Here is a 13,199-nt window from a genome sequence, read left to right as displayed (position 1 = left end):
GCAGAAACATCGGGATCGACTTCAGTGGGAGGCGGAGAGAGCGACTTCATAACTGAAGTTAATGGAGTCGTGCTTCGCTTCGTCAAGTCAATGGGGCAGCGTGCGGAAACTACCGGACCAACTCACTCGAAACCTCGTGCTTGTCGATCGCCTCAATCGCTCTCCGGGCGCCCTAGGTGTCTGGGAAATGTCCCCGGCATTTCTGGCAAACAAGCCACAATCGTTCGCCAGCGACAATTGCGAACTATCGCACGATCTGTTCGAGATAAGGCTCCATGGACGACCGTACGGCCTCGTAGTCACTTTCTCGGAGTAGCGACGACTTCTCGGTCAGTTGAATGGCTTGGCCGTCGCTGACCGAAGCACCATGCATCGAAACGGTCGCGAGGATCACTTGGGCGTCGCTCGGGCGCTCGGCGATGATTAGGTCGATCATGGCCCTGACATTGACAGGATCCTGATCCTGCTGGTTGGGGCTATCGATTACCAGCGGTGCAAGGAACGAACCCTCGAATTGCTGTACAGTCCTGACGAAGGCCATGAAGTACGCAAGGACTGCGCGCGGTTGGTCGCTACCGGTCTCGACGATCCGGCCGTCAAGCTTTGCCGCTTCGTCATGGTCGATATTGGAGACGTCCAACGTCCTCAAGTGTCTCAGCATCAGTTCCGCATAGAACAACTCGATCTTCCGGCGCAGCGCTGGATCCTTGAGACCCGCGAGGCGCTCGTCGATCGCCCTTTCCTCGGCGATCATTTCCCCGATCCGACGATCCAATTCGCCGACCTGTTCATCGAAAACCTTTGCAGCGGTCTGCTTGCCAGCCGCGTCGATTACTTCCCGCAGAGTAACGTCACCTCGTTTGGTGTCGAGAAGAGCTTCGATCTCGGCAATGTTTGCATCGGTCTCCCGCAACTCGGCTTCGGCCCTTTTGGCGTCGTCCGCTAACTTGTGCAGTTTGTCCCAGCCATCGGAGAGAAACTCAAAGCAAGCTTCCCTGTCGTCTAGGATGCCGAAGCGCGTGGAAAAGTCGTTCGCATGCATCGTGCCGCACGTGGGGCACATCACTTGGTCGACCTCGAGGTTTGCCGCGAACGAGGCATCCTCGCGGAGTTCGTCGGCTGCCTTCTTCACGATAGAGATCTGGTCATCAAGCAATTGACGCCTATCAAGCACGTCAGCTAGAGCGGCTGCCCGCTTGAGACGCGTGTCCCTGAGGTCTTTTAGGCGCACGAGTAGATTCTCGACGGAATCCTCGTGCCCTTGGATCGACAGTTCGAGTCCGGACGCCTCGACCTGCATTCGCAGCTTTTCCGCGGCCTTGCCGATTGCCTTGCGATCTCGTTGGGTTTCTTCCCTCTCGTTCGCGATCAGGCGTTTGTCGGCTGCGGCCTTGTAATAGTCGTTGCCAAGAATGCCGGAGTGATAGTCGATGACCGAGCGTCTCCAGTCCTGGTACTGGCCGAGGTAATCGAAGGAATTGAAAGGCCTTTCCCACCCGCCTTCCTGGTTGACGTAAAACGGAAGGAATGCAAACGCCGGGGGCGGAATTTCGGGCTGGCGATCTCTATTGGAAAGCACGAGACCGAAGTCAAGCAGCGATGCGATGTAAGGTCCGAGCTCAGATGTGACTGCAGCGGTCGCAAACAAAAGGGCGCCACTACTCGTAAAGACGCCATAGGTGTCCTTGCTTCGAACGATCGAATATGGCGTCTCGTCGATCGTGAAGTCCACCTTCACCTTGACGTTGGCTTCTCGCCACTTTCGGTGGATCGACTTCGGAGCCGCGCCGAACGCCCAATATAGGCTCTTTATCAGCGACGATTTACCGACGTCGTTTGGGCCCGTTATCACCGTCAGACGGGGATGGAACTCGAATATCCTTCCCTTCTCCTCCGACAGGGACAGCAACTCGATCCTTTTGAAGCGCAAGCTTTTCATGGTTTCTTTTTCTTAGGTTCCGAATGAGGAGCTTGAATTTATCGGTTTCATTCATCGTTGGTACTCGTAGAGGATCGCCGCTTTCACGAAATCGTCGTCAACGGGTCCGAACGCTTCTGCTACCAAGGGCCTGGCCCTTGCGAGAACCGCGTCCACCCCCTTCATCAAAGTCTCGGCTGAATATACGGTAGACGCAACCGCATTCTGCAACTTCTCCTCGAACGCAAACATGGACGCATTCACTCTCGCGAGCCTGCGCGTTTCGTAAGCCCTCCAAGCTCTCTCGAGCGCCATTTCATCGCGCCATGGCAGGCCAAGATGGCCGGAGACAGAAGACCACGCAGGCCTGTTGTCACGCCGTCGTTCGAATGACGCCAGTCGGCTGTCAATGTCGGCGCGCGTCAAGAACTTCGATTGAAGAAGCCCGTCGAGGCTCGCCAGGTCGGAGAGCCTTCTCGATTTTCGGCGGCATTCCTCCGATAGCATGAGATGAAAAATTCTCGCGTGATCGCCGCCCCCAATCGTTCGCTCGAGAAACAGTGTCGTTGCGCCAAGAAGGGTCTCTTCGAAACTCTGCAGGTCAAGCCCGCACTCCAGGAAGGTGTATGAGGGGAGGTGCACGTCTTCGTCGAACCTCGGACACTCGAGTTTGAGTGCGCTGACGAATTTTGCCAGCTTTTTTGCATTCGCTCCGGACATCGCTACCTCGCCGACCGCAGTGGGATAGTCGGTAAGCGGTCGATTGGTCACAAAGGAGACTTTGTTTACACCATTCCCAAACCTGATCAGATTGTCGAACATCCTGCCAGCGTACGATGACTTCGATCCCTGCGTCTTCCCTCTGAGTTGAGCAATCTGGGCAAGGCTCCACGCTCCAGCCTTGGTGGTTTTTACCTGATAGAAGTTGATGACCTGGGGGGCAAGTATGTCATCGAGTTCTGCGATATCGTCGTGAAATTCGAACGCCACCGCGTAGCTGCGGCCCGTCTCGTGAAGCTCTAGCAACTTGAGCAGGCCCCAGGCCGTCTGATAGTCGAGGCGCTCCTGGGCTGTCTTCCCGCCTGTCTCTCGCTCCGGTACGCGCGTCAGATCTTCAGTCAGGCTCATCGCGTTCCCTAGCGGGCGAATCAATGCATACCGCTTGGGTTGTATATTAGATTGCGGATAAATGGGAGATGTCAGGTCTGAAGCCGGATGCGTTTCCATCGGCTTTTCCAAAGATCGAGCGAGGATTCACGGCATCCATTCGTGACCGTTGGAGAGGGGGCGAAGGATTCGAATATTCCTCGCTATCAGGATTGGGTCCTGTGTCGTTCAAGGGCGCTGTCGGAAGCGGCCGAAGGACACGTTGCCGAATTCATTGATGGGCGGGCGCAGTGAAAGTATTAACCTCGTATATCCGGAATATATATCTCCAACAACGAATTTATATGTCATATTACTTTCGAATTTTGGCCAATGTACGCAAGCTCTAATACGAATATCCGCCAAGAAGCTCGGTGGTTGGACGATATACGTACGCAGATCCCGCTATTAACCGCATTTTTGGGGTTAATCGTTCGTTTAGCATAATCTCGAAAGGCACCTTTGAGAGTTCCTTTTGACACCGTTTTTGACCGCTTTCAGACGTGAAGCGGCTCGATGTCAACAATTGGAACCCGGGAGGCCGGAGGATTCAAAACGCAAGGCGTCTTTGTGACCGATGTCTGGCACGACGGACGTCGCCGGATGCGGCGCGCCTACGCCGTGCTTCTCGCTTGCATGACGCCTCGCCACTCTGTCGCGAGCTGGTCTCCGATCAGATTGTCGGCTGTCGCCGCCGTTTCGGGCGGTCCAGTTCGCACTTATGGGGTCGAGAATCCGCGAAGCGGTGGTGTCAGTTCCCGCTTATGTGACGACACAGACCAGGATTGGCAATGCATGCCACACCATGATCGAGCCTTATGGTTATTGGACGTAGCCATGCTCAGCCATACATCCCTTAAAGGTACTGTCGGACTCTACTGCGCCAAGGATCCAAAGTCTTCCTGCAGCCACCTGAGTTTCTGAGGCGCGGCCACGACAGATCGCTTTGGCTTTCTCAAGTTGCCCTTGTTCTGTGGACGAGACATGACGCCATTGCCCAGATGAGCTTCCATTGCAGGCAACAAGAAGCATTCCAAAAAGCAAAATCGAAATCGCGCGCATTTGATCCCCGCACTCTCACAGACGCACGGCATGAGAGTGACTGAACTTTGGACGACAATCAAAGAAAATAATACCAGCCGATCGGAAGGCCGAAACATGGCGGATCACGGCCTAGCAAGTTGGCGATTTCAGTTTTTGCCGTGCCGAAAGTCGCGTCGCGCTATAGCCTTCGCCGCATCTCGGCTTTCGGCCGGCAGAAGCGAGCTCTATCCTGATTCGAATGGATATTTCGGATTTCAGTCCGCTCTTGTGGTGTCATGCGTCCGGAAATAGCGTAAGTAGTCCGGTCTCATGTGCCGCTCTAAATTTGTATGGCGCACCCGACAGGATTCGAACCTGTGACCTTTGGAATCGGAATCCAACACTCTATCCAGCTGAGCTACGGGTGCATGCCGAAGGCGGTTTGAATCGCCTGTCCGATGGGTGGTTCTTAGCCTAGCTTGCGGCCGGCTTCAATCGCGAAATTCTCAGAATTACCGATGCTTGCGGTTTGGCACGTGTTTTTCTGCGTCAGCCTCTCGATGCGTATAAAACTCCGCCGGCCTTGCGGGCGGCGGAGCGGTCGTCGGGCGATGAGCTTGTAGCGCTCAGATCTGCATGGCGCCGGGGCCGGGGATGGCTTTCGGCGGCACCTTGCCGAGAATGATCATGCCGAGCACCTCGTCCTTGGTCACGTCCTCGGTGCGGGCGTGGCCCACCACCTGGCCGTTCTTCATCACCGAGACGCGGTCGGCGAGGTCGAAGACATCGTGGATGTCGTGGCTGATGAGGAAGATGCCGATGCCTTCCTTCTTCAGCTGTTTGATCAGCTCGCCCACCTGCGCCGTCTCCTGGGGGCCGAGGGCCGCCGTCGGCTCGTCCATGATCAGGATGCGGGCGTTGAAGAGGATGGCGCGGGCAATCGCCACCGATTGCCGCTGGCCGCCCGAAAGCGCCTTCACCGGCTCCTTGAAGCGCTTGAAGTTGGGGTTGAGCCGCCCCATCACCTGGCGCGCCGAGGCTTCCATCGCCACGTCGTCGAGCGTGCCCCAGCGGGTCTTCAGCTCGCGGCCGAGATAGAGGTTGGCGGCGGCGTCGACATTGTCGGCAACTGCAAGCGTCTGATAGATCGTCTCAATCCCGTATTTCTTGGCGTCACGCGGGTTGCGGATGTCGGCCGGCTCGCCATTGATCAGGATTTCGCCCGAGTCGCGCTTGTAGGCGCCGGAGAGGATCTTGATCAGCGTCGATTTGCCGGCGCCGTTGTGGCCGAGAAGGGCGACGACTTCGCCGGGGTAGAGATCGACCGAGGCATTGTCCACGGCGTGGATGCCGCCGAAGGAGATCGAGATGTTTTTCAGTTCCACGAGGGGAGTGCGTTGATCAGCCATATCTGGAGCTCCTCTCACTTGGCACGGGCGCGGTAGACGGTGTCGAGCCAGACCGCCACGACGAGGACGGTGCCGACGACGACGCTCTGCAGCGGCGTGTCGACATGGGCGAGAACCATGCCGGATTGCAGCGATTGCATGACGAGCGCGCCGAGCATGGCGCCGGCGATCGTGCCGGTGCCGCCCGCCAGCGACGTTCCGCCGATCACGGCGGCGGCGATGGTGTAGAGCTCGTCGAGCGTGCCCTGCGAGTTGGTTGCGGCGTTGAGACGGGCGGTGGAAATCGCCGCCGCAATGGCTGCGAGCACGCCCATCAGCGCGAAGATGCGCACCGTCACCCAGCGGGTCTTGATGCCGGCGAGTTCGGCCGCCTCGGGGTTGCCGCCGATGGCAAAGACATAGCGGCCGAAGCGCAGGCGGGTGGCAATGAAGGTCATGATGATGCCGACGACGATGGCGATCAGCACCGGCACGGCGATGCCGTAGGGAATATCCAGACCGGTTTCCGGCCAGGGGATATTGTTGGTCTCGGCATATTTCTTGGCGATGTTGATCGGCCAGTAGTAGCTGTTGGCGATCGAGACGGCGCCGAGGATCAGGAAGCAGCTGAGGATCGCGAGAAAATACTCCGCCCAGATCGGCCGGCGCGGAAAGCCGAAGCGGCGGCGCTGATGGCGCGAGCCGATGATGCTGGCGATGACGAAGAGGCAGGCGGCGATGCCGACGATCCAGCTCCAGGTGGCGCCGATCGAGCCCTCCGCGCCGCCGCCCATGATGCGGAAGGTCTGGTCCATGGGGGCGACCGTCTGGCCGCTGGTGACGAGCCAGGTTGCGCCGCGCCAGACGAGCAGGCCGCCGAGGGTGACGATGAAGGAGGGAACGTTGAGGAAGGCGATGATCATGCCCTGGAAGGTGCCGATCAGGCCGCCGGCGATGATGCCGATCAGCAGCGTGATCACCCAGGTGAAGGGGCTGTCGAAGCCGATATATTCCGGCAGGATCTTGGCCTGCGTCACGCCCATGATCATGCCGCAGAGGCCGAGCACGGAACCGACCGAAAGGTCGATGTTGCGGGTGACGATGATCAGCACCATGCCCGTCGTCATGATCGCGATATCGGTCGTCTGGACCGAAAGGTTCCAGAGATTGCGCGGGGTCAGGAACAGGCCGCCGGTGATGACGTGGAAACCGATCCAGATGATGATGAGCGCGCCGATCATGCCGAGCAGGCGTGTGTCGATCTCGGTTGCGCGGAAGAAGCGGGTCACCGCATTCGCTTCCGCCGTTCGCGGCCCGCTTGATGTCGTTGATTTAACCATTTCGGCCATGGGTTTTGCCGTTCCCCCATTGTGTTTGGACGGCTGCGCCGGCGTGCCTGAAATTGTGGGCGGCGTCATCGTCTGTTCTTCAACTGACCATCGCGATGCTTCCGGAAACCGTGGCGTGGCGACGCGACATCCTTCCGGCAGGGAATGCAAATCCGCGATGGTGCGGCGAGGCGGAGAAAACTTCGTCGTTGGAATTCCCGTCCGCATGCGGCGCCGCAGCTGGTTCCGCTGCGGCGCCGGCTATTCTAGTTCAAAGCTCGCTTATTTGCAGGCAGCAACCGTGCCGGCCTTCACACCCTGGCAGGCTTCAGCCTTGGAAATCCAGCCGGCGTCGATGACGACGTTCAGATTGTCCTTGGTGATCGCCAGCGGCTTCAGGAAGACCGACTGCATTTCCACGCCCTTCGGGCCGCCCTTGAAGGCCTGTGCGCCATCGATCTTGCTCATGTCCTTGCCGCCGGCGAGGTCGAGAGCGATTTCAGCAGCGCGCTTGCCGAGTTCGCGGCTGTCCTTCCAGACGGAAACCGTCTGCGTGCCGAGAGCGATGCGGTTCAGCGCCGCCTTGTCGCCGTCCTGGCCGGAAACCGGAACGGAGCCGGCGAGGCCCTGGGCGTCGAGCGCTGCGATTGCGCCGCCGGCCGTGCCGTCGTTGGAGGCGACGACGGCGTCAACCTTGTTGTTGTTGGCGGTCAGGAACTGCTCCATGTTGCGCTGGGCGTTCTCCGGCAGCCAGCCGTCGGTATATGCTTCGCCGACATTCTTGATCTTGCCGGCGTCGATCGCAGCCTTCAGCACTTCCTGTTGGCCGGAGAACAGGAAATCGGCGTTCGGGTCGGAAGACGAGCCCTTGATGAAGACGTAGTTGCCTTCCGGCTTGGCTTTGAAGACGCCCTGAGCCTGCAGGCGGCCGACTTCCTTGTTGTCGAAGGTGATGTAGAAGGCAGCCGGGTTTTCGATCAGACGGTCGTAGCCGACGACCGGAATGCCTTCGGCAGCGGCCTTTTCGATCGCCGGGCCGATGGCGTCGGAATCCTGGGCAAGGATGATCAGCGCGTTGGCGCCCTGCGAGATCAGCGATTCGACGTCGGTCAGCTGCTTAGCGGCCGAGGACTGCGCGTCAGCGGAAATATATTTGGCGCCCTTGGCTTCGAGAGCCTTCTTGATGGCGGCTTCGTCCGTCTTCCAGCGCTCTTCCTGGAAATTCGACCAGGAAACGCCGACGACGAGATCGGCAGCCATGGCGGCAGTATGCACGGAAACGAGAATGGCAGCCCCTGCCATCAGTTTCATAATAGACTTCATAATTGTCCTCCCGAGTGAGTTGCGACCGGCCCAGCCCACGCTTCCTCCGGCCACCGCGAAAGCTGCCGAGATTTTTTTCTCGACAGTCGAGAAATTAACTGTCAGAGATTTTTTCAACTGTCAACTCTGCATCGCCGGCTTAATTGGCTTGCGCAAAAGCGACCGGAGATGCAGGGGAAGGTGAGGGCGATGAAGAGCATGATGCCGAAAACCGTGAACGATTTTCGGGCGGCGTCATGGTCTCAGAAAGCAGGAGGAGAGGGCGGCATCCATGCTGACCAAGTCGAGCACGGAGCTGGTCCGGCAGAGAAACAGCGTGCTCGTGCTGTCCGTGCTGCGGCGCCACGGCGCGCTCGCCCATACCGAAATATCCGATTTTACCGGCCTGTCCTCGGCCACCATTTCGGCGATCACCGCTGATCTGGAACGCGCCCACATCATCGAAAAATCCGAACAGCAGGCGGCAAGCGGCCGCGGCCGGCCGCGCGTGCTTTTGCGCCAGCGGCGCGATTGCGGCTATCTAATCGTCGTCATCATCTCTTCGGATGCGGTGCAATATTCGCTTGTGGATTATGCCGGCAAGCTGATCGACCGTTTCAGCGAGGAGCGCTCGCATAATCCGGCGGGTGCCACCCGCTTCGTCGCCGCGGTGCAGGCCGGGCTTTCGCGCATTCTCGATCGTTCCCGGATCTCCCAGGACAAGGTGCTGCTGATCTCGATCAGTTCCAAGGGCCTCGTCCATTCCGCCGAGCCGGTCCTTCTGTGGTCGCCGATCTTCGGCAGCGACCAGATCGATTTCGAATCGGCGCTGCGGCCGGACTGGCAGGCCAAGGTCATTCTCGACAACGAGACGCTGCTCGTTGCCGCCGCGCTCGGTGCCCGCGAGGAGATCGCCAAGGGCGCCGATTTCCGTTCGCTCGCCGCACTTTCGCTCGGCCACAGCATCGGGCTCGGAATCGTCCGGCGCGGCGGCCAGACCGGCCAGGAGATCTCGGCTCCTAATTTCGGCCATATGCTGCACATGGCGGGTGGCGGTCTCTGTCGCTGCGGCACCCGCGGCTGCATCGAGGCGTATGCCGGCTTCTACGCCATCCTGCGCAGCGCCTTCGAAGTGCCGCTCGATACGATCCCGGCGAAATTCGTCCCCGTCGCCGAGCTCGACAAGATCGCCGCCCGCGCCCGCCAGGGCCACCGCACCTCCACCTTCGCTTTCCGCCAGGCGGGGCTGGCGCTCGGCAACGGCCTGTCGCGCATGCTGAGCCTCACCGAACGCATGCCCATCGCCATCACCGGCCCTGGCACCCGCTACTACGACCTGCTGCGCCAGGGCATCGAAGAGGGCCTCGGCCAGTCGCATATCGTGCGCATGGAAGGCATGCCTGAGATCCGCATCGTCCCCGAAGAACCCATCCTCGTCTTCGAAGGTCATCTCAACCGGGCGCTCTCGGTGATCGACCAGGATATCGTGGTCTCGGGTATTCCGGGCGGGGAGTAGTGGTTCCCCCTTCGCCCCAGCGGGGAGAAGGTGCCCGAAGGGCGGATGAGGGGGCCACAACCGCCGACAGAGATTTCTTTAAGTCTCCGTCAATACTGTTTTAGGCCTTGGAGCAGCTGGTAGCTTGGACCGGCCGGCCTTGCGTCCGCGGCCCCCTGATCCGACCCTTCGGGCCACCTTCTCCCCGCTGGGGCGAAGGGGCCAGGCTCCGTCGAACTCTCCCTTTTCGCTGTGAGGAGGTGCCTTTTTGAGCCTATCCCACAAACGCAAAACGGCCGGGCAGAGCCCGGCCATCTCATGCACGACTTCTGGTCGGGAGAGGACCGTCAGCCGATCTTGATGAGCTTGCCTTCCTTGACCGACTGGACGGCGGCGTCGGCGAGCGCCAGCGCTGCCAGACCGTCGGCGCCCGATGGCGAGATCTTCGTGCCCTTTTCGATCGCGGCGATGAAGGCGGCGATCTCGTTGGCATAGGCTTCGGTGTAGCGGGTCATGAAGAAATCATGCAGCGGCGGGCGGGTGTAGCCGTCGCCGTTCGCCACTTCGATCGAGACCGGGCGCTGGTTTTCGGCTGCCGCCATGCCCTTGGAACCGTGCACTTCGATGCGCTGGTCGTAGCCATAGGTGGCGCGGCGGGAGTTGGAGATGACGGCCTGCTTGCCGGATTTGGTCTGCAGGATCACCGAGACGCTGTCATAGTCGCCGGCTTCGCCGATCGCCTTATCAACCAGCACGGCAGCGGTCGCCAGCACGGAGACCGGCTCTTCGCCGAGCAGGAAGCGAGCCATGTCGAAATCGTGGATCGTCATGTCGCGGAAGATGCCGCCCGAGCGCTTGATGTAATCGACCGGCGGGGCGCCTGGGTCGCGCGAGGTGATCGTCACCATTTCGACATCGCCGATCTTGCCGTCGTCGATCACCTTGCGCACGGCCATGAAATGCGGGTCGAAGCGGCGGTTGAAGCCGACCATCAGCTTGGCGCCGGTCTCTTCCACCACCTTGATGCAGGCCTTGACACGGGCGACGTCGAGATCGATCGGCTTTTCGCAGAAGATCGCCTTGCCGGCGCGGGCGAAGCGCTCGATCAGGTCGGCATGGGTGTCCGTCGGCGTGCAGATAACGACGGCGTCGATGTCTTTGGCGGCTTCGATTGCCTCGATGGTGCGGACATCGCAGCCATAGGCCGAAGCGATCGCCTCAGCCGCCTGCGGAAAGGCGTCCGCGACGGCGACCAGAGTCGCATTGGCGTCGCCGCTGACGGCCTTGGCGTGAACCTTGCCGATGCGGCCGGCGCCGAGAAGACCAAATCTTACAGTCATTCCAATCTCCCTTGAATTCGGAACAAATAAACCGAATTGCCAAAAATCTGAAATTTTCATTCCATCATCTTTGCGTCGCGTCAAGCCCGCGACTCTTTCACATTTGCAAGATTCAAACTAAAGGACAGTGCGACAAAATGCGACCGCGGGGACAGACATGCAACTGATCGATCCGAACCATCCGGCATACCAGCGACTCTGGGTGCGTGCCGGCATCGTTGCCGTCTGCTTCGGCTGGGCCGCGGTCGAGATTATCGGCGGCGATCCCTTCTGGGCGGTGATCTCCGCGGCGGCCGGCGCCTATGCCTTCTATATGCTGTTCTGGACCTTCAAGCCGCAGGCGGCCGAGCCGGTTGTGCAGCCTGATGCCGAGGGAGAGGACGAGCCCGAGACATCCGCGGAAAAGCCTTCGAAAGGCGGGCAGGCGGAATAATCAGCGGGCAATTCGCCGCAGCGCGTAGGCGATCGGCTAGCATCATCCGCTTGGTCTCAGCCCAATAATCGAAGCGCGCCGCGCTCGTTCCGATGCGCGCCGCGCTTGACATCTTTGTTCGATACTATTGCAAGACCGGCGCACGTTCCGCGTGCAGTGAGCCCGGTCTCCGCGCATTCCCGTCGTGTCAGAGTGACAATTCCCTAGCTTGCGCGTCGATCTTTTCGCAGGCATTGCCGAAGGGATCGCGTATCGATACGAGCGGCGAGACGCCGAGAAGGAGAAGCGCTTTCAAATGCGACCAGCCGCCTCCCAACAACGGCGCAAAGGGTGTCATCACGCTGCGTTCCTCTTCATAGAGACGCTGGTACTCTGCAAAATTGCAGAAGTTTTCGTGATTGCTGTTCTGCAGATGGAAGGACTCGGCCGCAGCACCTTCGGCTAGGATAACTTCGTGCGTATCGAGCATGACGGCATAGTAGTCGATTGAGCCGTCGGCGGCGGGAGCAACCGGTGCGATCGTCGTGCCGTTCACGAGCTCCTTCACCTGGATCAGAATGCCGTTCAGGTATAGCGCATGGCCAGGCGACAGATAGAGATCCGAATGTGGGGTGCGCCCGTCCAGTGCGTGGCGGCAAACCCGGATCGGCACGACGTCTTTTTGCCAGCGTGCGCCGCTCTTCTTGAAGCTTTGGCGGCCGACCCACTTGACCGCACGGCTGCTGCCGTCCGGAAGGGCAACGCGATCGCCGACGCTGAGATCCTCGACGGGCTTCTCCCCGCCATCCGTCAGGATCGCCGTTCCCCGCAGGAAGCAATTTGCGCCGCTGCCGCCATGGCCACCTCTTCCGCCTGGGCCACCGCTCCCGCCGGAACCTCCGTGTCCACCGGAGCCGCCCCGTCCCCAACGCCGACCCATCGCTTTGGCCGGAGAGGTGGAAATTGCCGTGGCCATGGCCGCCACGCCGGCGAGACGAGCGCCGGCGGCTGCCGCTACGCCTAGAAAATGTCTGCGCGCAGTGTTGCGCGGCTGCTTCGGATCTTCCGTAGATGACATGCGGGCGGTCTCCTGAAAACATTAAACCGCTCGATGCTACAACGTGTTGTATCGCATTCAATTTCGCCAGTTAGCGCTGTGCCCTACTGAAAAGGGCGTAGGCAGGGGTTATGAGGTCGCGAAATACGCTATGTCAGATACCAAAAAGCGGGAGGTTTATATGCTACCAAAGCGCGAAAGAATCGAACTGAGTACTGTCGTGACCGGTTGAATCGCGGGAAAACAGCACATATAGCGTGCGCGTACCGAGCCGGATGGCGGCTCCTCCATGGCTTCGGAGTGTTTACCCGCCCTCGAGATAGCTTCAGCTATGTGGCAGGCGGCGCATCGCCTCGTCGATCAGCAGATTGGCGATCATCATGCGCCTGTTGGCATTGTCGCGGAAAGGCTCTGCGACGCCGTCAGGATGATTGGCTTTGGCAAAGGTGCGCCGCTTCTCGTTCAGCGTCTGTTGGGTATCGGCGGCGGCGATCGCCAGTTCGACGGCGATCTCTTCCGGAGCAATGCGGGCGAGATGGTCCGGCATGACGGGTTCCGGCTCCGGCGGAAGAGCCTCCTCGGCTGCAGGCTCGCTGCCGAGATTGTCGAAATAAGCATCGCCGATCCGCTGCGAGGCGACCGAGATGCCTTCCATGACATCGAATGCGAGGCCGGTGGCAAGCCCGGATACGCGGTGGGCAGCCGGCGCGTGCGTCTGTTCGGCCGGTTCTTCCTCCGCCTTCAGCCGCTCGAGCACTGATTGAAATACCGATTGTCCGAACAGCATGCG

10 protein-coding genes and 1 tRNA gene are annotated in these 13,199 nt (G+C 60.0%); 2 read left to right on the top strand and 9 right to left on the bottom strand.

Annotation, left to right across the window (positions count from 1 at the left end; translation table 11 throughout):
• Positions 1 to 244: 244 nt before the first annotated feature.
• The 6 genes from AMK00_RS16170 to xylF form a co-directional block, all read right to left on the bottom strand.
• On the bottom strand, positions 245 to 1,939 hold the full coding sequence (locus AMK00_RS16170; protein WP_064811056.1) for an AAA family ATPase: 1,695 nt from the start codon (positions 1,937 to 1,939) through the stop codon (positions 245 to 247).
• A gap of 51 nt (positions 1,940 to 1,990) precedes the next feature.
• Positions 1,991 to 3,046, bottom strand: coding sequence for a dsDNA nuclease domain-containing protein (locus AMK00_RS16165; protein ID WP_167377200.1), 1,056 nt, complete (start codon positions 3,044 to 3,046; stop codon positions 1,991 to 1,993).
• A 1,392-nt stretch (positions 3,047 to 4,438) separates the two neighbouring features.
• Positions 4,439 to 4,515, bottom strand: a tRNA-Arg gene (locus AMK00_RS16160).
• Between the two features lie 198 nt (positions 4,516 to 4,713).
• Positions 4,714 to 5,496, bottom strand: coding sequence for an ATP-binding cassette domain-containing protein (locus AMK00_RS16155; RefSeq protein ID WP_064804315.1), 783 nt, complete (start codon positions 5,494 to 5,496; stop codon positions 4,714 to 4,716).
• A gap of 14 nt (positions 5,497 to 5,510) precedes the next feature.
• Positions 5,511 to 6,824: a sugar ABC transporter permease gene (locus AMK00_RS16150; protein ID WP_064811054.1), complete on the bottom strand. Its 1,314-nt coding sequence runs from the start codon at positions 6,822 to 6,824 to the stop codon at positions 5,511 to 5,513.
• 261 nt (positions 6,825 to 7,085) lie between these two features.
• A complete protein-coding gene (xylF, locus tag AMK00_RS16145) occupies positions 7,086 to 8,126 on the bottom strand; it encodes a D-xylose ABC transporter substrate-binding protein (RefSeq protein ID WP_064804312.1) in 1,041 nt (346 codons plus the stop codon).
• A gap of 271 nt (positions 8,127 to 8,397) precedes the next feature.
• On the opposite strand from xylF, the gene AMK00_RS16140 reads away from it, so the two are divergent.
• Complete coding sequence (locus tag AMK00_RS16140; protein ID WP_064811053.1) at positions 8,398 to 9,621, top strand: ROK family transcriptional regulator; 1,224 nt, start codon at positions 8,398 to 8,400, stop codon at positions 9,619 to 9,621.
• 326 nt (positions 9,622 to 9,947) lie between these two features.
• Here AMK00_RS16140 and iolG read toward each other — a convergent pair whose 3' ends face one another.
• Positions 9,948 to 10,940: an inositol 2-dehydrogenase gene (iolG, locus tag AMK00_RS16135; RefSeq protein ID WP_064811052.1), complete on the bottom strand. Its 993-nt coding sequence runs from the start codon at positions 10,938 to 10,940 to the stop codon at positions 9,948 to 9,950.
• A gap of 157 nt (positions 10,941 to 11,097) precedes the next feature.
• On the opposite strand from iolG, the gene AMK00_RS16130 reads away from it, so the two are divergent.
• Positions 11,098 to 11,373, top strand: a complete 276-nt coding sequence (locus tag AMK00_RS16130; protein ID WP_064811051.1) for a hypothetical protein — start codon at positions 11,098 to 11,100, stop codon at positions 11,371 to 11,373.
• A 187-nt stretch (positions 11,374 to 11,560) separates the two neighbouring features.
• Here the strand turns inward: AMK00_RS16130 and AMK00_RS16125 are convergent, their stop codons facing one another.
• Entirely contained in the window at positions 11,561 to 12,430 is an 870-nt protein-coding gene (locus AMK00_RS16125) for a Hint domain-containing protein (RefSeq protein ID WP_064811050.1), read from the bottom strand.
• Between the two features lie 304 nt (positions 12,431 to 12,734).
• Positions 12,735 to 13,196, bottom strand: a complete 462-nt coding sequence (locus tag AMK00_RS16120; RefSeq protein WP_064804303.1) for a hypothetical protein — start codon at positions 13,194 to 13,196, stop codon at positions 12,735 to 12,737.
• Positions 13,197 to 13,199: the final 3 nt, after the last annotated feature.

The organism is Rhizobium sp. N621, from assembly GCF_001664325.1.
Classification (GTDB): domain Bacteria; phylum Pseudomonadota; class Alphaproteobacteria; order Rhizobiales; family Rhizobiaceae; genus Rhizobium; species Rhizobium esperanzae.
Note: the sequence above shows the minus strand (reverse complement) of the source record. Positions and strands in the feature narration are given on the sequence as shown.